Genomic DNA, 19,576 nt, shown 5'->3' with positions numbered 1-19,576 from the left:
TAACAACGGTCGGAATGAACTTTGGTTCCCGACAAATTGCATTTTTATTCAATTGTTGGCTAATTGTCGCTGACGAGCAGCTCTCCTGCCGCTTCTGGCATCCGGGTCAGCTACGAATATTTGGCCTTGTCCTCCATCGACACATTGGTGCGCATCGCCAAGATGCAACCAAATGTCCACCTGCGCGTCTTGTCAGCAGGATATTACCGATGGAGATATTATGACCGATATTTTTACCCGTCTGAAGCAGGATCATGACAAACACCGCGAAATGCTTGACCACGTCGCCGACACAAGCGGTGATACCGAGGAGCGTCGTAAGTCTTTTGAACAGCTGCGAATTGATGTTTCCGCTCACGCCAACGCTGAAGAGCAGTCACTATACGCCGAAATGTTGGCGCGCCCTGACCTGCAAGACAAGGGCCGCCATTCCGTTGCCGAGCATAAGGAAGCGGAAGACTATTTCGAAGACCTGGTCGATATGGATTTCAGCAGCTCCGGATGGCTTACCCGGTTCAAGACTCTCAAGGAGCGGCTTGAACATCACATGGACGAAGAAGAGAATGAAATTTTCGCTGCTGCCAGGAAAGATCTGAGCGACAAGCGAGCGCAAGAGCTCGCCGAGATTTTCGACGAGCGCAAGCCAGTGGAAGAACAGGAAGTCGCCTGATAAGTTGAACTGCACCGGGGGTAATATAGATGTTGAGTGACTGGACGATCACAGGATGGGAACAGGTGGCGCTCATCGCGCTTTCCGCATTCGCGATGTATTTTACCGTGATCATTCTTACCCGACTGGCCGGAGTTCGCAGCTTTTCCAAGATGAGCGGCTTTGATTTCGCTGTCACGGTTGCGATCGGGTCGGTGCTGGGGTCTGTCATTTTGGCCGAAAATCCGCCGATTGCCCACGGTGTCGCTGCGCTCGTTTTCCTGTTCGGTCTTCAGATCGCAATGGCCATATTGAGAAGCCGCTTTCCCGGTCTGCAATTTTTGGCTGATAACCGGCCGCGCCTCATTATGATCGGTGGTGAAATCCAGCATGACCAGCTCAAAAAAGCGAAAATGACAGAGAGTGACTTGTGGGGTAAATTGCGTGAAGCCAATGCCTTTAACTTTTCGCAAGTGCTGGCCGTGATCGCCGAGACCACAGGTGACGTGTCCGTTTTGCACAGCACGGATAGTAATCGTGATATCCAGCCTGAGCTCTTAAAAGGCGTAATCGCAGGTGATCGCTACCAGCATAAAGGACCTCGCTAGCGCCGGTCCTTACTCTCGTGATCCACCAGCAATATTGCCGGTGGATCATGATTCAATATTACTTCTTCGTCCTGAGTATTTCCAGTTCGATAACTAGCGGACGGTGACGGTCACTGCGCGGCGGTTCAGGCCCCATGCCGTTTCATCCGATCCCAGAGCGTCCGGCCGTTCCTTGCCATAGCTGACAACCGATATTCTCGAGAGTTCGACGCCGAGAGTCGACAGATAGTTTTTCGCGGCATTGGCGCGGCGTTCGCCGAGCGCCAGGTTATATTCGCGGGTCCCGCGCTCGTCGCAATGGCCTTCCACACGGATGCGAATACTGGGATTGGCAACCAGCCAAGCAGCCTGGCTGCGCAATATCTGCTGGTCCTCGCTGTCGACATTGCTGCGGTCGGTTTCAAAGAAGATCCTGTCGGCGGCAATATTGGCGAGAAAATCTTCCTGACTGCCCTTGATCGGGCCGCTGGCGGTGCTGTGATAATCCATGTTGTCACCGGGTGCAGGTGGCAGGCCTTCCGGTGCCTTCTTGCTACAGGCCGAGAGGCTGAGGGCCGCAACCAGCAGCGGCATCGAGATCAAGTTCATTGAAACGCGGGATTGGGACATTTGGGAAAACCTTTTGACTGTTACAAGTGCCTTTTAGGTCGCTTTTCCAAAAGCAATTACCACGGATTTTATATGCGGACCCAGCGGTCGGAGGGGCATATAAAATCCATTGTAACAGCAGCATCATGATCGATGTAAAACCGGACCGTCCCCATTAGGGACATCATGAACCAAAAGAAGCCCTCTGTGATGGCGCGGGCACCCGCTCACCCCGACGAAGCCCGCGTCATCCAACCTTCAATGTTCGAAATCAATATCCAGTCGATAGCCAACGCCCGGTTCGGTCAGCAGATATTCCGGCTGCGATGAATCATATTCCAGCTTCTGGCGGATCAGCGCCATATAGCTGCGCAAATATTGGGTATCGACGGTGGGATCATTCCATCCTGCCAGCAGCAGCTGGCGATGGGTCACAACCTGTCCCGCATGGCGCGCCAGCGTTTCCAGCAGATCGAATTCCTTGGGCGAGAATTTGATTTCGTCGCCCATCAGGAAGACCTTCCGCTTGAGAAAGTCGATCCGCAAATGACGCGATTCAAACTCCTGGCTTTTGACCGCCTCATTCTTCCGTCGCCGAACCGCCGCCCGGATTCGCGCCAACAACTCTTCGATATTAAATGGCTTGTTGATGAAATCATCGGCGCCCTGATCCAGCGCGGCGACCTTCTCCGCCTCCTGATGACGGGCAGACAGGATCAGGATCGACAGGGCGTTGAGATCAAGCAGCTTCGCGATGATTTCCTTGCCGTCGGCATCGGGTAGTCCGAGGTCGAGCAGGATGATATCAAACACCGTCTCTTTCGCTTTTTTCAGTGCTTCTGCGGCCGTCCCGGCTGAATCGACGCCATAGCCTTGCGCGATCAATACCGGCTGCAGCGAACGGATGAGGGCGGTCTCGTCATCGACCAGCAATATTTTCACGTTCATTTGCCATTGCTTTCTGAGGGGGAGGCGGACGCCGGAAGCCTGACGGTTATTTTAGTTCCCTTGCCCATTTCCAGCGGGCTGTGCGCGGATATATCGCCCCCGAAAGCCTGGGCGAAGCCGGATGCGATGGACAGGCCAAGGCCGTGGCCTTCCTTGCGTATATTTTCCGCCGAGCGATAAAAGCGGTCGAACACCCGGTTCAGTTCGGAAGCCGGAATACCGAACCCCTGATCCGATATGGCAATCTCGACCCGTCCATCCTGCTTGTGCCCGGTGATCAGGACCGGCGCGCTTTCGGGACTATATTGGATCGCATTTTCCAGAATATTGTAGAATAGCTGTTCCAGCATCACCGGATTGGCGCGCACCGTGCAGTCATCAAAGGGCAGGCTTTTGATGATCTCTCGCCCGCTGTGATGCATTTTCACGGTATTGACCGCCGACCCCAGCATTTCCACCAGATCGAGGCTCTCCAGCTGGTCGGGCGATATGCCGGCTTGCAGCCGGCCCAGATTGAGCAGGTTGGTCGTATAGCGGTTCAGCCTCTCGCACTGATCCTGAATGATCGTCAGCATTTCCATGCGCGAAGATTCCGGCAGCGTGTCGCCATAAGAGGCAAGGCTTGATGCGGATGCGGAGATTGCCGCGAGCGGGGTGCGCATGTCGTGGGATATGGAGGACAGCAGCGCGGTCTTGAATTCCTCGGACCGGCGCATCGCCTCCGCTTCGGATTTCTGGTGGAGCAGGGCAAAGCGGTCGATCGCCATGCTCAGCAAATTGAGCACCGCGTCAAAATCGATCTTGCTCAGCCGCTTGGATTTTTGCGCATCCCGGGTACAGATCAACACACCAACGCGGCGCTGGGATGATGACAGCAGATAGGCAATTTTCTGATCCTGGATTTGCTGAGATTCACCTTGTCCGACGGCCTGCTGGGCCTCCGCCAACCATCGCTTTTTGCACTCGACTGCTATCCAGTCCTCATCGCTGATGGCGTACATCTCAAACTCTTCTGATGAATCGAATATGCCGGTCTGGACGATGGCCCGGTCAATATCCTCGAGATGCACGGCGGTTTGCAGTTGATTGCTGATATCGAGCAGCTGGTTGATTTTCTGCTGGGCAATCTCGGCGGCGCGCGCCCTGTCGTTGATCCGACCGGCCAGCGCGCCGGACAAGAGAGCACTCAGGTTGAAGGCCAGCAGCGGGATATATTCGTCGGAAGTGGTGACGCCGAAATCGAGCAAAGGTTCGCTGAAAAAGAAGTTGTAGAAGAAGGAGGCACCAATGCCGGCCAGTAGTCCGCCACGCAGGCCGTTTACCGCGCCGATAATGGTCACGGCGGACACATAGATCAGTGCGGCGCTGACCGGCCGGTCAGCGCTTTGCGCGACATAGGTGGCCAGGGTCCCGGCGACAAAGACCGCCAGCCCGACGAAGAGCGAGACATAGCTGCGCGAGCTGTCCGAAGACAGTCGTTCCAATATTGTCGACATGTTTTTCAGCATCGGCAGGTCCATTCGGGCGGCATAGCGGAAATTCCGGAAAGCGGCATGCACGGATTTTCTATGCCGGCCTCCAGCAGATTTTAGCCCGGCCAGGAAAAAGACAGGCGGTCTTCCCCGGTTACTTTGGCGGAGTCATCAAAGCGGCGCTCCAGCATCGACCCATTGCCCGCATGATCAATAGCCACAATCGTGCTGCAGCGCGTTCCGTAGACCGGGTTCTGGATGAATATCCCGGAACTGGCTGGCTCCAGCTGCATGGGCGCCTGACCTGCCGCACCGGTTGCCAGCGGATATGTTGATCTGTTGGTCAAAAGATCGAGCAACGCCGCAGGCTCCTCTGCACTGTTCTGTAGCCAGGCTTCCAAAGCCGCATTGAGATGCCTGGCCTTCGCCCAGGGATTTTCCAGGGACCCGTTGGAGAGGCCATGAATCCCGGGCTCAAGACGCCTGCTGACGGAATCTGGTCGGTTAGAATGGACCACGGCTTTATCATTCTCGACGGTGATCAGGTTGAACGGGTTGAAGTCCGAAAGCGGCACTGCCTCAAGATCGGAATAACGACCATCACCCACCAAAAAATCTTTCAACAGATCGCCTCGGGATGCGAGACTTCTGTCCGGCGCTCCATAGCCGCTGAGATTGGTGACCACGGCAAAGCGGCCCTGTTCTGATGCACCCAGCCAGGTGCCGCCGGCTTGAGCGTCTCGTCCGGCTAACAGGTGATCGTGGTTTTTCCAGCGAGCGAGCGGCTCGGCGGGGCGGTCGTGCATCTCGTCGCGGTTGCCGATCGCGACAAGTTTCCAGTGGGGATGGGCCTGCCACGCGAGGGAAATGATACACATCGGGCGGCAATAGCAAAGGCGGGCTTTTTTGCGAATATATTGTCCGGATCAGTCTCCTTTTTTCCCAAAAGATAATATTCAGGGTCACACGGGTCACACCCCCTAAAGCGGAAATAGCTTTGGCCGCAGGCAGGGGCTATTCTGGCGTCGGGTTGGCGGCCTGCCTTCGGATGGAGCAGGGCTGCAGGGGCCGGAAAGCGCGCCGCCGTCGCGCAGCCGTGCAAGATAAAGCAGGTTGCGTTGTGATCATATCATCCTTTTATCACAGTCGGGAGGCTGTAGGAAAGGGGCAGGTTCTTGGCTGAAATGAATGGGCTACCACCATCATTTGTGTACCGGACTCGCACGCCGCGGTATAATTTTTCGCAAATTTTGAATCACAGCGGCAGTTCACTTTTCGCCAGATTAGTGCACAGTCATCGCCATTGAAATCCGAACCACGGCACCAGAGGAAAGAGCGCGCAACCATGAAACTAGGCCACGACCCTGAACTGCAGTCCTTTCGCGAAAAGATCCGGACCTATTTTCAAAAGGACTATCCGCAGGACATATTGGCAAAGACGGCTTCCGGCGCGAGCCTGACCACGGCGGAGGTGCGCCGCGCAGAAATGGCCCTGGGCGAGCGGAGCTGGCTGGCAAGTGCCTGGCCAGAAGAATATGGTGGTCCCGGCTGGTCGATCGAAGAACAATATATTTTTGACGAAGAGTTGGAGAAGGCCGGAGCGCCGACGGTGACGCCGATGGGCGTCATCTATGTCGGTCCGGTGGTTTATACTTTTGGATCCGACGAACAAAAGGCGCAGTGGCTGCCCGGCCTTCGCGACGGTTCGGTGGGCTGGGCGCAGGGCTATAGCGAACCCGAAGCGGGCTCCGATCTCGCTTCGCTGCAATTTTCCGCAGTGCGGGACGGCGACGAATATATTCTCAACGGCACGAAAATCTGGACCTCGGCGGCGCAGCATGCGGACTGGATCTTCCTGCTGACCCGCACCTCGCGCGAAGCCAAAAAGCAGATGGGCATCACCTTCATCTGTTGCAAGCTGGATCAGCCCGGCGTTACCGTGAAGCCGATTATCACCATCGACGGCAAATATTATCTCAGCCAGTGCGATTTTGTCGATGTCCGGGTTCCGGTTACCAACCGCATTGGCGAGGAGGGCAAGGGCTGGTCCTATTCGCAATATCTGCTCGGCAACGAACGGACCTCTTATGCGCGCATCGGCGGCAAGCGAAAGCAGTTGGCCGATATCCGCGCTATCGCATCACAAATCTCCACTGGGGGCAATCAGCGGCTCATCGACGACAGCTTTTTCGCGGGTCGATTGTGCGAGGCGGAAACGCGGCTGGATGCGCTGGAAATCACCGTGCTCAGAGTGCTGACAGCGGTCCGGGATGGCGGGACGCCGGGCGACGAGGCCTCGATCCTGAAGATCATGGCGACCGATCTGGCGCAGGATATCACGACCCTGTTTCTGGAAGCCGCGGCCGAGCATGGCAATCGCAAATTCGAAGACAGCGTCAGCCCCGAGTGGACCGGCGATGCCGCCTTCGCTGCGCCCGGCGTCGCCAATTATTTCGGCACTCGCGCGCAAAGCATCTATGGCGGCACCAACGAAATCCAGCGGAACATTATCGCCAAACGGGTGTTGGGGCTCTAGCCGGGAAGGCCGGGTTGCGGCCTCCGCCACGCTGGTGGAAACGGTCTTGAGCGGCGGGTGGACATTGCCCTGTCTATAGGGAAGGCACCACCCAGCTCCCGCCAACGCAGAGGACATTCTCCATCGCCAGCCATTGGGGAGCGGTCGCTTCGCTAATCCCGCCGGTCGGGCAGAACAGACATTGCCCGAACGGTCCGCTCAGGGCCTTTAACGCCGCTATCCCGCCCGATGCTTCTGCCGGGAAAAATTTGAAATGGGTCAGGCCGAGGTCCAGGCCGCGCATGATGTCGCCAGCGGTGGCGATGCCGGGCAGGAACGGGATATCGGCGGCAATCGCGGCTTGGCCGAGCCGATCGGTCAGGCCCGGGGAGACAATGAACTCGGCCCCTGCGTCGATGGCAGCGGCAAGCTCATCCGGATTCGTGACGGTTCCAGCTCCGACGATGGCACCGGCGACCTTGCGCATTCCGGCGATGACGTCGAGCGCGCAATGCGTCCGCAATGTCACTTCCAGAACCGGATAGCCGCTGGCCACCAGCGCTTCGGCCAATGGCCTCGCGTGCGCAAGATCGTCGATCACCAGCACCGGAATGACCGTGGCACGGCGCATCAGCTGTTCGATCGGCTTGATCTGGTCCGTCATGCGCCATGTTCCTGTATGAAGGCGGCTGCTGCGCCGAGCAGGCCGGGTTCGGGATGGGTGATCAGTTTGACCGGCAGGCTTTCCATCAACCCGCGATAGCGGCCCTTGGAGGTGAAACGGTCGGCAAAGCCGGAAGCGGCGACATGATCCGTCAGTCTGAGACCAAGACCACCGGCCAGCACGACCGCGCTCGCGCCATGGGCCAGCGCGATATCGCCGGCGACAGAACCCAGCGCCAGAAAGAAGCGGTCGAGAGCGGCGATGGCGATACTGTCGTGACCCTCCAATGCCAGTTTCCATAGCAGCTTGTCGTCGCCGGCGGGCATCGGCCGGTTTTCCATTTCTGACAGCACTTCGAATATGGTGCGCAGTCCCGGCCCGGACACGATGCGCTCGACCGACACGCGGCCATGTTTGGCGCGCAGGGTCTGGAGGATGCGGTCTTCGACAGCATCGCGCGGGGCAAAATCGCAATGGCCGGCTTCGGTCGCCAGAACTTGAGTCTCGGCATCCTTGCAGACCAGCGCCGCCACACCCAGACCCGTGCCGGGACCGATCACACTGATTACGCCGGATTGCGCCAGCGGCACCTCCGGTCCGGCGATATGCATGAACTCGTCGGGGCCGACCAAGGCTACGGCATGGGCGACAGCAGCGAAATCATTGACCAGCGTATAGCGGTCGACGGCCAGCTTTTCCCGGATCTGGGGCGGGCGGATGATCCATGGATTGTTGGTCAGGTTGATCAGTTCGTCATTGATCGGAGCGGCGATGGCGATAGCGGCGGCTCCGGGGAGCGCACGGCCGAGAGTTTCGCCGAATATTTCCCAGGCAATCTGGAAGCTCGGATGGTCGGCGGTGGTCAAGGTTGTCGGCGGCGACAGCGATACAATCGCGCCGTTCTCGATTTCCGCGATGGCAAAGCGGGCATGCGTGCCGCCAATATCGGCTACGACAATCTCGGTCATTTTTACAGCCCCGCCTCGGCCAGCATCGCCGAGCCGCCTTTTTCGGCCGGGTCGCTGTGGTGGCGCATCATTGCGAACAGTTCACGGCCGGTTCCCATTGCTGGTGGCGGTGCCGTAGCCTGTTCGCGGGCCTCCCACTCTGCGGGATCGACCAGGGCGGTGAGTTCGCCGTTCGCCGCGCAGACGCGGACGATATCACCGTCTTTGAGTTTCCCCAATGGCCCGCCGTGAAAGGCTTCGGGTGAAATATGGATAGCAGAGGGTATCTTGCCGCTCGCCCCCGACATCCGCCCATCGGTGACAAAGGCGACTTTGAAACCCTTGTCCTGGAGCACCCCGAGCGGCGCGGTGAGCTTGTGCAGTTCCGGCATGCCGTTGGCGGCCGGTCCCTGAAAGCGGACGACGACGATGACGTCTCGGTCCAACTCCCCCGCCTTGAATGCGGTAACCACGTCATTTTGATCATGGAAGATGCGGGCTGGCGCTTCGATCGTCCAGCGTGCCGGATCAACCGCGCTGACCTTCATGGTGGCGCGCCCGAGATTGCCTTGCAGCAGCTTCATGCCGCCGTCGGGCTGAAAGGGATTGTTGACCGGGCGCAGGATGGTGTCGTCGGCGGATTGTTCCAGCGCGTCAACAAATGCCAGTTGATCATCGTTCATGACCGGCTGCTTCGCGCCGTCGGACAGCGAGAGTCCGTAAACGGTCTTAATATCATAATGGGCGAGGCCAGCATCAATCAGCTCGCGGATCACATAAGGCATGCCGCCCGCTGCGGTGAAATGATTCACATCGCCCGAGCCATTGGGATAGACGCTGGCGATTAGCGGCACGGCTGCGGACAGTTCGTCCATATCATCCCAGTCGATCAGGATTCCGGCAGAGCGGGCAATGGCGGGGAGATGGATCACATGATTGGTCGAGCCGCCAGTGGCGAGCAGGCCGACAATGGCGTTCACAATCGCCTTTTCATCGATACAATGGCCCAGAGGACGGTAATTGTCGCCAGCCCAGCCATTGTGCGTCAACTGATGTGTCGCAGCGCGGGTCAGCTCCTGACGAAGCTTGGTGCCCGGATTGACGAACGAGCTGCCCGGCATATGCAGGCCCATCATCTCCATCATCATCTGGTTGCTGTTGGCGGTGCCGAAGAAGGTGCAGGTGCCCGCGCCGTGATAACTGGCGCTCTCCGCTTCGAGCAATTCTTCCCGGCCGACCTTGCCCTGGGCAAACAGCTGGCGCACGCGAACCTTTTCCTTGTTGGCGAGACCCGATGGCATCGGGCCGGCGGGGATCAGGATGGTTGGCAGATGTCCGAAGCGCAGCGCGCCGATCAGCAGGCCGGGTACGATCTTGTCGCAAATGCCGAGTAGGAGCGCGCCTTCGAACATGCCGTGGGACAAGGCGACCGCAGTGCTCATCGCGATCACGTCGCGGCTGAACAGGGACAGTTCCATGCTGTCCTGCCCCTGCGTGACCCCGTCGCACATGGCGGGCACACCGCCGGCGACCTGTGCGGTTGCGCCAGCTTCGCGAGCGAAAATCTTGATCTGCTCGGGGTAGCGACCATAGGGCTGATGCGCCGACAGCATGTCATTATAGGCGGTGACGATGCCGATATTCATCGCCTTGCCCGACCGAATGGTGCTTTTGTCGTCGCCGCTGGCGGCAAAACCATGGGCGAGATTGCCGCAGGACATGGTGGGACGGTGCACGCCCTCGTCGCGGGCGCGGTCGATCAGGTCGAGATAGGCCTTCCGGGCGGATGCCGAACGCGCGACGATCCGCGCGGTGACTTTCTCGACGACAGGATGAAGGCTCATGTTCGGCTCCAGAAAATATTAATCGGGCAGCGGGCAGCGGCAAAAAGTCTGGCGATCGGCAGGTCATTCTCTCCGGCAATTGCTTCGTCGAGCACCCGCTTCTTGTCGCAGCCCCGCACCACGAGCATGATTTCCTTCGCCTGGGTCAGAGCCGCCAGATTAAGCGACAGACGCTCAAACGGCGCTTCGGGTGGCAGCGGGTTGGGGCGCGCACGGATGATAGCGGGTGTGCCTGCTGCATTGGGTTCCATATTGGGAAACAGCGAGGCGATATGGCCATCCGCGCCCATGCCCAGCCAGACCAGATCAAACAGAGGCAGGCACGAGCCTACTTCCAGTTTTGCTACATGGGCGGGCGTCGCATCGAATGCCGCTTCCAGCTTGCCCTGATTGCTCGCCGGGTGGTTTTGCGGAACAATCCGGTCGTCGGTCAGCATCAGCGAGACCATGCCCCAGGGCAGGGTGCGCCTGGACAATATCTCGAAAATCGGCAGCGGCGTCTTGCCGCCGGGAACCGCGAGCCAGTGATTGCCGGGTCGCTTGATGGTCGCACCGACATGGTCCGCTATCGATTCGACATCGGCTTTTGCGGCCCAGCAAATCGGGGCGACGGTATTTTGTGTCTCACTCATGCCAGCTCACCCCGTCGCGTTCGGTCAAGGCAATGGCGGCCGATGGCCCCCAGCTTCCCGCGCCATATGATTTTGGCGTCATGGCATTTTTATTCCATGTTTCGCGGATGGCGTCGACCCAGCGCCACTGCGCTTCCACCTCGTCGCGGCGGACGAACAACGTTGGATCGCCGTCGATCAGATCGAGCAGCAAGCGTTCATAGGCGATGCGCTTGCGCGTCTTCGAGAAAGCCTGCGATAGCGACAGGTCGAGCGGTACTTCGCGCAGAACAACACCGTCCCGGTCCAGACCGGGTTCCTTGGCCATAACCTGCAATCGCACATATTCCTCCGGTTGCAACCTTATGACCAGACGATTGGCATTGAGCTTGCCGCCGCGCTCTGCAAAAATATTATGCGGGACGGATTTGAACTGGATCACGATCTCGCTGCGGCGCTCGGACAGGCGTTTGCCGGTGCGCAGGTAGAATGGCACGCCCTGCCAGCGCCAGTTGTCGATATGCGCCTTGATCGCAACGAAGGTCTCGGTGTCGGATCTGCCACCAAAATCCTCGGCATAGCCGCTTACAGCCCCGCCTTTGACCGCGCCCTCGGCATATTGGCCGCGGACCATTTCTTCCGCTGTCACAGCGCGCAGGCTGCGCAGCACCTTCACTTTCTCGTCCCGAATGGATGTCGCGTCGAGATTGGCGGGCGCCTCCATTGCGGTAAGCGCCAGCAACTGCAGCATATGGTTCTGCACCATATCGCGCAGCGCTCCGGTATCGTCGTAAAAACCATGACGCCCCTCGAGACCGACCGTTTCCGAGACGGTAATCTCGACATGATCAATGCCGTTTGAGTTCCACAATGGCTCGAACAACATATTGGCAAAGCGCAACGCCATCAGATTTTGCACCGTTTCCTTGCCGAGATAATGGTCGATCCGGAAAGTCTGCTGTTCGGAAAAGGCACTGGCGACGGCATCGTTTATCGTTCCCGACGATGCAAGATCATTGCCGAGCGGCTTTTCCAGACCAATGCGGACATTTTCTCCGGTGAGTCCGGCGGCTTTGAGTCCGGCAATGGTCGCCTCGAACAGGGAGGGAGCGGTGGAAAGGAAAATGGACAACCCGCCCGCGATATCACCCAATTTATCCGCCAGCTTGTCAAATCCGGCGGTCTTCGAAGCGTCCAGCGGTTGATAGGACAGGCGCGCCAGAAAAGATTCGAGCTGACCATTGCCCTTGCGATCTTCCGGCAGATATTCTGCCAGGGCTTGGGCCGCCAGTTCCCGATATTCCTCATCCGACATGCTGCTGCGAGCCGTTCCGACTATCCGCAGGTCCGCTGCGATCAGGCCGTCCTCGTGCAGCGCGAACAGCGAAGGCAGAAGCATGCGCTTCGCCAGATCGCCGGTCGCGCCGAACAGCAGCAATCGGGATGATATTCCGTTATTTTCTGCAGCCTGGGTCACAATTTTTTCCCGGATATCAAATGTTGTCAGCGTTATGGGATTTACGGACGAAAATGCCTATTGCGAAATACGCAACTCCTGTTTCCGAGCGGCATAAAGCCCATAGGAGGCGATTACTGCGTAACACATGATGGGAACAATCAGCGCCACCGCCAAGCCGCCAAAATCAGCGACCACACCCGTCAACAGCGGTATGAAGGCGCCGCCGACAATCGCGGTGCAGAGCAGCCCCGACGCTTGCGGCGCTTCGGCATCCAGTCCCTCTGTCGCCAGGCTGAAAATCGTCGGGAACATGATCGAATTGGCCAGGCCAACCGCGATCAACGAATAAGCCGCCAATTCACCGCTCGATAATGCCGATGTCAGGTTGAGCAATATTGCCGCTGCCGCAAAAAGCGCGAGCAACAGACCCGGCTTGGTCAGCCGGAGCAGAAAACCGCCCATCAGGCGTCCGATCAAAGCGCCCAGCCAGTAATAGGACAGCATGATGCCCGCAGATCGGGGATCGAGTGAGAGCGTTCTCGCGTCTCCGAGATAGTTGATCATGATGCTGGCGATTGCGACTTCCGCGCCGACATAAAGGAAGATACAGACGACCCCGAAACGCAGTCGCGCGTTGTTGCGAAGCAGGGCGAAGCTGCCCGTCATCTTCACTTCTTCGACTTCATGGCGCTGGATGAAATTGCGGGCGAACCAGAAAAGAACGGCGATCAAGGCGAGGACGATTGCTAGGCCGATATAGCTGTGGCCGATCACTGTGGTCTCCGCGACGCGATAGGCTTTCAGGGCTTCTCCGGTCAGCGTAGAACCATCAGTCTTCGACGTCTCGCCGAGGATGATTTCGGCCCCGAAACGCACCATCAGGAACACACCGACCGAATTGAAGAACTGGGCAAAGGTCAGGCGACTATGCGCGGTATCCGGGCTGCCCAGCGAGAGGATGAGCGGATTGACCGCGACTTGCAGCAGGGTGATACCGCCGCCGAGCATGAACAAGGCGACGAGAAAGGATCCAAACAGACCGGAATAAGCGGCCGGTAGAAACAACAGGCAGGATACCGCCATGATGCCAAAGCCCAGAACGATACCGCGAAAATAGCCAAGCCGCTTCATCACCAGACCAGCGGGAATGGAGAAAATGGCGTAGCTGGTGAAAAAGGCGAACTGCACGAGCATCGCCTGCGCGTAGTTGAGCGAGAACAGGCCTTTCAGCTTTGGAATCAGGACATCGTTCAGATTGGTTATTCCGCCGAACAGGAAGAAAATTGCCACCACCAATATCAGGACGCCGCGCGTTTCCAGCTTTGAACCATCGGGTGGCCCGGCGCTTTGCGCGCTTGTTGCCTGAACTGTCATTTTCTCTCTCCTGCCTGTCTTTTATTTTTGTTGGTTATATTATTCGCAGTCCAATATCGTGTCGGCCACTGTGCCCATCGCAACCCGGGACAAGCTGAACTTGACCGAACCGGTGGTGGAAATCTGGAAGGGTGCATTCAGCTTGCTGACATCGGCCCCCGCATTGGCGAAGCATTTGAGCGATACGCCCACAGTCTGCCATTCGCCGACATTGAGCGCGTTCAGGCCGCCCGGCGCGATCTCGCCGCCGCAACCGGGGCCGCATCGCATCGAGAATTTGATCGGCGCACTCGCTTTTTCGTCATAGCGCATTGTCACCAGCAACAGCACGTCGCCATTGGTTTCACGGCTGATATCGATCGGCGCGTGAGTCACCAGCTCGATGAGGGCAGGGCCGCTGCCGTCCGATGTGAATTGCCGGGCCCCTTCCTGCGTCAGATGGTCGACTGCGCGGACCTTTACCCGTCCCTGGACGGCCTCTACCGGTGTCGTGGTGACGCGCGTCCGGTCAGACTGGCCATCAGAGACTACGAGCGACCAGGATGCGGTGGGCAGCCCCTTGTCGAAGAATAATCCGGGGCTGGTTTCCTGCGCCGCGACGCCCGAGCTTTCCGGCAAGAGCGGCAAATTGGAATCAGCATCCGTGGTCAGGCCATAGCCCAGATCGAACAGGCGTGGACCAAGAGCGTCGGCGGTCATCGGCCAGGTGAACCCCAGCTTTCCCTGAAATTCATGGGCCAGCTTGCCGTCCTTGTCGCGGAACAGCATGTCGGCGACGCCGCCACCTTCGGAGCCGGGGAGCCAAGCGGTAACAAAGGCATCGGACGCGTTAATCTCCGGGTTTGTCCACAAGGGCCGCCCGGTAACAAAGACTGCAACGACCGGAATGCCCTGGGCTTTCAATTTGCGCATTGTCGCCAGCGGGCCCTGCAATTCGGACTTGAGCTGCAGCGTTTTGAGATCCCCCTGGAATTCGGCATAAGGCGTTTCGCCAAATAGCACGATTGCCGCATCTGGCCTTTCGGTAAAACTGCCATCGGGTGCATGGCTGGCAGTGCCACCTGCTGCTGTGACTGCGTCGTTGATGCCTTGCCAGATCGACGTCGCGCCGGGGAATTTGTCATTGGTAATGCCGGTCCCTTGCCAGGTCAGCGTCCAGCCTCCAGAAGCGCGACCGATATCATCGGCGCCATCCCCCGCGACCAGAATGTGGCTCTTCGGGCTAAGCGGCAGAATCTGGTCATTATTCTTGATCAAAACCAGCGACTTGCGCACCGCTTCCCGTGCCAGCGCGCGATGATCCGCGCTGCCCAGTAACTCATAGCGTCCGGAATAGGGGCGACTCGACGGGCGTCCGGCTTCAAACAGTCCGGCGCGGATCTTGACCCGCAATATATTGGCGACAGCATCATCGAGCCGATCCATCGGCACGGTGCCGTCTTTCGCCTGCTTTACCAGGCTATGATAGAGAGGCTTCCACGTATCCGGGGCCATATACATGTCGAGCCCGGCGTTGATCGCCTGCGGGCAGCTGGCATTGGTGCATCCTTGTATCTGGCCGTGGGCGTTCCAGTCGCTGACAACGAAACCGCCAAAGCGCATGCGCTGTTTGAGGACATCGGTCAGCAGGCCTTTATGGCCGGTGATTTTCTGGCCGTTCCAGCTGGAAAAGCTGGCCATGATGGTCTGCACGCCGGCGTTGATCGCCGGAATATAAGGCGTGCCGTGGACATCCCGCAATTCTATCTCACTGATTCGCGCGTCGCCCTGGTCGCGGCCCTCAAAAGTGCCTCCGTCGGCGAGAAAATGTTTGGTGCTGGCCAATACATGGGGGCCATTCAAAATGGGCTCGTCGCTCGGCGCGCCCTGCAGGCCCTTGATAAAACGCCCGACATAGCTGGCTACCAGCGCCGGGTCCTGGGAATAGCCCTCATAGGCGCGGCCCCAGCGGCCGTCTTGCGGCACGGTGATAGTCGGCGCAAAGGTCCATTCCATTCCGGTGGACCGCAATTCCAGTGCCGTTGCCTCGGCGATTCGTTCCAATAATGCCGGATCGCGCATCGCGCCGAGGCCGACATTATGCGGGAAGAGAGTCGCTCCGACAATATTGCTGTGGCCGTGAACCGCATCCGTGCCCCAGATGATAGGGATAGCCGTACGGCCACCGCTAGAGTCGACGGAGGCGTCATAAAAGGCATCTGCTAGCGCGAGCCATTTCTCCGCCGGCGCAAATTCATCGCCGCCCGGTGCGGAATTGCCGCCATTCAGGATCGAACCGAGATGATAACGTTTCGCCTCTTCCGGCGTTACGCTGGCGATATCGGCCTGGATGACCTGGCCGACTTTTTCTTCGACCGTCATCCGCGTGATGATTGATTCGATGCGAGTCTCGATGGCGGCGTCTTTGGCATAGGGCCAATCCGCCTGCGGCCAGATTTCGGGGTGGACTGTTGCCGATGAATCATCCGGCGTTCCCGCTATATTATCTGCCGGCGGGTGCGTGCTGGCACAAGCCGCGGTTATCGTCAGGGCCAGCAACGAACTGGCGATTCTGTGGCGCGCATTCAAGGTCAATTCCATATCCTCCCACAAGGTTTGTGCTACCTTCAAGTAGTCTTCCAACCGGCCAATACATATTTTTGACAACGTTATCAATAAAATTTGACAACCTTGTCATTTTTGCGTTGACAGCGTTATCAATTTCTTGCAGATCAATATGCGAGATGGACTTATCTGAGTCCATTGGCGCAACTGGGGCGTGCACATAGCCCTTTTACGTATCTGCAAGTCGCAACGGCTGCAGATGATTTAAAATGGATGATTTCGCGGAAAAGCGTTACATTCGGGAGGATGATAGAATGATCGGTACCAGAAATATATCTCGTCGTGGTTTGATGGCTGCTGCTTCCCTATATGCATTGGGAAGCGCGGGCATGGCGATGGCTCAGGACGCTCCAGCCCGGGAAGCGGAAGCGACTGAAGCGGACGAGAATATTATCATCGTCAGCGGCTTCCGCGCTTCGCTGGAAAATGCGCTGGTCGCCAAGCGCGACTCCAATCTGATCATTGAATCGGTGACTGCCGAAGATATCGGTAAATTCCCGGACCAGAATATCGCCGAATCCCTGCAACGGCTTCCCGGTGTCCAGATCGATCGTGAAAATGGTCAGGGAACCAAGGTTCGTATCCGCGGTCTCGACCAGAATCTTACGCTTCTCAATGGCGACCTGTTCGTCAGCGGTCAGGAAACCTTCAAGGTCGGCGAGGGCAATTTTGTCCGCAATGACTCGCTGGAAGGCGTGCCATCGGAACTGATCGGCGGCGTCGAAGTGTTCAAGTCACCCAATGCCTCTCTGATCGAGGGCGGACTTGGCGGTATCGTCAATCTGAAGACGCGCAGTGCGCTGGACATGAAAGACGGTTTCACGATCGCCGGCAACGCCCGGATGAACAAGGGTACGGAAATCAGTGGGTGGGAGCCAACGGGGGCGTTGATCGCGGGCTATAATTTCAACGACGAGCTCGGCATCATTGCGTCTTTCAGCTATGACAAGACGAACGACCATCACAATGTGCTCGGCGGTGAAAATCGCGGTAACTGGGCCTTTGCAGACGGACGCCGGGATACGGCAACCACGCCGACCAACTATTATGCGCCCGAATATCGCTATATAACCGACCGCGATCAATATCGCCGCCGCTGGGGTGCCTCGCTGGGCATTAATTATCGCCCAGTCGACGAGCTGGAACTGAGCGCAACCTATATTCATTCCGATCTGAAAGTGGATACCCGCGAAGCCTCCGCCAAATTCCCGTTCGGACAGGGGGAATTGCTGCAGCTGGGCTCTGACGCTGTGATCGATTCCAACGGCGTTTTGCAAAGCGGCACCGTGCAGGCCAATTCGGCGGAGGTTATCTCGCTGGTCGATGTGACGAACATCAAGTCGGACAATCTGCAATTCGGGATTGACTGGGACAATGGCGATAATTTCCGCGTCAATATCGCGGCCAATTATTCCACCGCGGATCTCAATCGCGAAGTCGCCAATGCCGATGTTCGCTATACCCAATATGGCATTCGCGCGACCGATCCGGGCGGGGCCTTGATTGACGGTGTGCCCGGTAACCCGGCTGCACCTGCGACCTGGGATTTTACCTATGATAATGGTGATTTCCCGACCTTCGGTTTCGGTGCCGGCACGCCTGATGACCTGTTCACAAACCCGGCGAACGGCTATTTCAAATCGCACTGGGCTTTTGGCGACCGTTCGAAAGTCGAAGGCCATTCGATCAAGGCGGATTTCGCCTATGATGTCGACAATAGCGATGACAATACGATAACCCTGAGCGCCGGCTTCCGCTATGGTCAGCGCACCGTCGAATTCGGTTCCGGCCGTTATCTTGCGGACCTGTCCGGCAAGGGTGAACTGGATGCGACGGCAATTCCTGAATCCGAGCGTGAAGCCAATTTCCAGTATAACTGGACGCCTTACGGATATTTCCAGGACGGTGCGATTGGCTTCAAGATCTGCGATCTGCCAGAGTCGAACAAGCCCGCCGCATTTGCCGGGTGCAGCCGCTTTGGCAATTCGCCTGCCGTGAACACGCCGTTCCAGTCCTTCCTGTCCAATCCGGAGCGTGTTGAAATAATCAAGAATTTTGCCGGTGGCGGCAATATTCCGGGCAACAGCATTTCGGTTCAGGACCGGGCCCAGATGACCGATGCACTGGCCTGGATACAGGCGCTATATCCGGACACACCGTTCAGCTATTTTGAAGATCCCTTGCAGGCCTATCTGGTCAAGGAGGAAACAAAATCGGGCTATGTGATGGCTGATATGGGCGGGGCAGATGATCCCTATCATGTCAATGTCGGCCTGCGGATCGTGAACACCAGGTTACGGGTTGACCAGAACCAGCCAGCCAATGCTGATCCCAGCTATTGGGGTACGGATAGCTGGAACGGCGTATTGCGCGATTTCCAGACGGACAGCATCGTTCGCAGCACCACCGATTTCCTGCCGAGCATCAACGCCGTGGTTGATGTCGATGACAGCAAGAAAATCCGTTTCTCTGCGGCGCGTGTGGTCGCCCGGCAACAGCTGGATGATCTTGGTCGCGGCTTCTCGACGCAATTTACGCGGGATTCCACGGTCGGATCGCCAACCGAAAATCTGTTCCTGTTCACCAACGGATCACGCGGTAATGCCGAACTGGAACCGTTCCGCGCCTATCAGTTCGATCTGGCCTATGAAATGTACTTTGGCCGGCAAGGTCTGCTGTCCATTGGTGCATTCTGGAAAGAAGTCGACTCGTTCATCGTTACAGAGACCGTTCCGGTCTTCGTCAATGATCAGGCGGGTGGACGACTGGGACCGGTCAGCCAACCGGCTAACGGTACCGGCGGACGGGTTCGCGGCTTCGAGCTTGCGGGTCAATATGCCTTTGACTTTGGTCTGGGCTTCACCGCAAACTATACATTCTCGGACACGAAAACCGACGGTGCCAATGACTTTGATACCGACCTGCCTTTGCCGGGTGTCTCCAAACATTCGTTCAACACCCAGGTCTATTTCGAAAAAGCGGGATTTGCGGCCCGGGCTTCCTACACGTGGCGCTCGAAACAGTTTGTCGGGAACTTCGGCTTTGGTGATGGCGGCGTGACGCGCACGCTCGGTATCTACCAGCGGTCTTACGGTCAGCTTGATGGACAGATATCCTATGACATCAACGAGAATTTCGGCGTCTTCGTCGAAGGGATCAATCTGACCAAGGCAGACCAGTCCGCCTATCTGCAGTTTCCGGAATTGCCATTCCGCTATGAATCCGGATCTCGCAGAATCTATGTCGGTGGTAAATTCAAGTTCTAGTCTCCCTTGATACGGGCCGGCTTCCCC

At 57.8% G+C, this 19,576-nt stretch carries 15 protein-coding genes; 4 read left to right on the top strand and 11 right to left on the bottom strand.

From position 1 onward, the window contains the following. The first annotated feature begins 220 nt into the window (after positions 1-220). Both ACWFTY_RS16460 and ACWFTY_RS16455 read left to right on the top strand, forming a co-directional pair. The gene (locus ACWFTY_RS16460; RefSeq protein WP_447525260.1) at positions 221-670 is read left to right on the top strand and encodes a hemerythrin domain-containing protein; all 450 of its coding nucleotides are present in this window, start codon (positions 221-223) and stop codon (positions 668-670) included. A gap of 65 nt (positions 671-735) precedes the next feature. Then, positions 736-1,257 carry a DUF421 domain-containing protein gene (locus ACWFTY_RS16455; RefSeq protein ID WP_447525259.1) on the top strand — a complete coding sequence of 174 codons (522 nt, stop codon included), beginning with the start codon at positions 736-738 and terminating at the stop codon, positions 1,255-1,257. 93 nt (positions 1,258-1,350) lie between these two features. Here the strand turns inward: ACWFTY_RS16455 and pal are convergent, their stop codons facing one another. The 4 genes from pal to ACWFTY_RS16435 form a co-directional block, all read right to left on the bottom strand. Continuing rightward, positions 1,351-1,845: a peptidoglycan-associated lipoprotein Pal gene (pal, locus tag ACWFTY_RS16450; protein WP_447525258.1), complete on the bottom strand. Its 495-nt coding sequence runs from the start codon at positions 1,843-1,845 to the stop codon at positions 1,351-1,353. A 258-nt stretch (positions 1,846-2,103) separates the two neighbouring features. Then, positions 2,104-2,793 (bottom strand): response regulator transcription factor, encoded by a 690-nt coding sequence (locus ACWFTY_RS16445; RefSeq protein ID WP_447525257.1) that lies wholly within the window; start codon positions 2,791-2,793, stop codon positions 2,104-2,106. Further along, positions 2,790-4,301 (bottom strand): sensor histidine kinase, encoded by a 1,512-nt coding sequence (locus ACWFTY_RS16440; protein ID WP_447525256.1) that lies wholly within the window; start codon positions 4,299-4,301, stop codon positions 2,790-2,792. The genes ACWFTY_RS16445 and ACWFTY_RS16440 overlap by 4 nt, the downstream gene beginning before the upstream one ends. 80 nt (positions 4,302-4,381) lie before the next feature. Continuing rightward, the gene (locus tag ACWFTY_RS16435) at positions 4,382-5,143 is read right to left on the bottom strand and encodes an NRDE family protein (protein WP_447525255.1); all 762 of its coding nucleotides are present in this window, start codon (positions 5,141-5,143) and stop codon (positions 4,382-4,384) included. A gap of 467 nt (positions 5,144-5,610) precedes the next feature. Here ACWFTY_RS16435 and ACWFTY_RS16430 point away from each other — a divergent pair, with 467 nt between their 5' ends. Further along, positions 5,611-6,801, top strand: a complete 1,191-nt coding sequence (locus tag ACWFTY_RS16430) for an acyl-CoA dehydrogenase family protein (protein ID WP_447525254.1) — start codon at positions 5,611-5,613, stop codon at positions 6,799-6,801. 73 nt (positions 6,802-6,874) lie between these two features. On the opposite strand, the gene eda is transcribed toward ACWFTY_RS16430, so the two are convergent. The 7 genes from eda to ACWFTY_RS16395 are packed head-to-tail and all read right to left on the bottom strand — an operon-like array spanning position 6,875 to position 16,289. Next, the gene (eda, locus tag ACWFTY_RS16425) at positions 6,875-7,444 is read right to left on the bottom strand and encodes a bifunctional 4-hydroxy-2-oxoglutarate aldolase/2-dehydro-3-deoxy-phosphogluconate aldolase (protein WP_447525253.1); all 570 of its coding nucleotides are present in this window, start codon (positions 7,442-7,444) and stop codon (positions 6,875-6,877) included. Further along, entirely contained in the window at positions 7,441-8,412 is a 972-nt protein-coding gene (glk, locus tag ACWFTY_RS16420; protein WP_447525252.1) for a glucokinase, read from the bottom strand. The genes eda and glk overlap by 4 nt, the downstream gene beginning before the upstream one ends. A 2-nt stretch (positions 8,413-8,414) precedes the next feature. After that, a complete protein-coding gene (gene edd, locus ACWFTY_RS16415) occupies positions 8,415-10,235 on the bottom strand; it encodes a phosphogluconate dehydratase (protein ID WP_447525251.1) in 1,821 nt (606 codons plus the stop codon). Beyond that, on the bottom strand, positions 10,232-10,867 hold the full coding sequence (locus ACWFTY_RS16410; protein ID WP_447525250.1) for a 6-phosphogluconolactonase: 636 nt from the start codon (positions 10,865-10,867) through the stop codon (positions 10,232-10,234). The genes edd and ACWFTY_RS16410 overlap by 4 nt, the downstream gene beginning before the upstream one ends. Continuing rightward, positions 10,860-12,323, bottom strand: a complete 1,464-nt coding sequence (gene zwf / locus ACWFTY_RS16405; RefSeq protein ID WP_447525249.1) for a glucose-6-phosphate dehydrogenase — start codon at positions 12,321-12,323, stop codon at positions 10,860-10,862. Before zwf ends, ACWFTY_RS16410 begins: the two co-directional genes overlap by 8 nt. A gap of 57 nt (positions 12,324-12,380) precedes the next feature. Further along, a complete protein-coding gene (locus ACWFTY_RS16400; RefSeq protein WP_447525248.1) occupies positions 12,381-13,679 on the bottom strand; it encodes a sugar MFS transporter in 1,299 nt (432 codons plus the stop codon). Between the two features lie 39 nt (positions 13,680-13,718). Further along, entirely contained in the window at positions 13,719-16,289 is a 2,571-nt protein-coding gene (locus tag ACWFTY_RS16395; RefSeq protein WP_447525247.1) for a glycoside hydrolase family 3 protein, read from the bottom strand. A 248-nt stretch (positions 16,290-16,537) separates the two neighbouring features. Here ACWFTY_RS16395 and ACWFTY_RS16390 point away from each other — a divergent pair, with 248 nt between their 5' ends. Continuing rightward, on the top strand, positions 16,538-19,549 hold the full coding sequence (locus ACWFTY_RS16390) for a TonB-dependent receptor (protein WP_447525246.1): 3,012 nt from the start codon (positions 16,538-16,540) through the stop codon (positions 19,547-19,549). Positions 19,550-19,576: the final 27 nt, after the last annotated feature.

The sequence above is a fragment of the Parasphingorhabdus sp. NYA22 genome (assembly GCF_976973735.1).
Note: the sequence above shows the minus strand (reverse complement) of the source record. Positions and strands in the feature narration are given on the sequence as shown.

Excerpts from the sequence above, each read along its gene's own strand:
- ACWFTY_RS16445 (WP_447525257.1), bottom strand. The coding sequence starts at position 2,793 with ATGAACGTGAAAATATTGCTGGTCGATGACGAGACCGCCCTCATCCGT.
- ACWFTY_RS16435 (WP_447525255.1), bottom strand. The coding sequence starts at position 5,143 with ATGTGTATCATTTCCCTCGCGTGGCAGGCCCATCCCCACTGGAAACTT.
- edd (WP_447525251.1), bottom strand. The coding sequence starts at position 10,235 with ATGAGCCTTCATCCTGTCGTCGAGAAAGTCACCGCGCGGATCGTCGCG.
- ACWFTY_RS16460 (WP_447525260.1), top strand. The coding sequence starts at position 221 with ATGACCGATATTTTTACCCGTCTGAAGCAGGATCATGACAAACACCGC.
- glk (WP_447525252.1), bottom strand. The coding sequence starts at position 8,412 with ATGACCGAGATTGTCGTAGCCGATATTGGCGGCACGCATGCCCGCTTT.
- ACWFTY_RS16390 (WP_447525246.1), top strand. The coding sequence starts at position 16,538 with ATGATCGGTACCAGAAATATATCTCGTCGTGGTTTGATGGCTGCTGCT.
- ACWFTY_RS16410 (WP_447525250.1), bottom strand. The coding sequence starts at position 10,867 with ATGAGTGAGACACAAAATACCGTCGCCCCGATTTGCTGGGCCGCAAAA.
- pal (WP_447525258.1), bottom strand. The coding sequence starts at position 1,845 with ATGAACTTGATCTCGATGCCGCTGCTGGTTGCGGCCCTCAGCCTCTCG.
- eda (WP_447525253.1), bottom strand. The coding sequence starts at position 7,444 with ATGACGGACCAGATCAAGCCGATCGAACAGCTGATGCGCCGTGCCACG.
- ACWFTY_RS16440 (WP_447525256.1), bottom strand. The coding sequence starts at position 4,301 with ATGCTGAAAAACATGTCGACAATATTGGAACGACTGTCTTCGGACAGC.
- ACWFTY_RS16400 (WP_447525248.1), bottom strand. The coding sequence starts at position 13,679 with ATGACAGTTCAGGCAACAAGCGCGCAAAGCGCCGGGCCACCCGATGGT.
- ACWFTY_RS16430 (WP_447525254.1), top strand. The coding sequence starts at position 5,611 with ATGAAACTAGGCCACGACCCTGAACTGCAGTCCTTTCGCGAAAAGATC.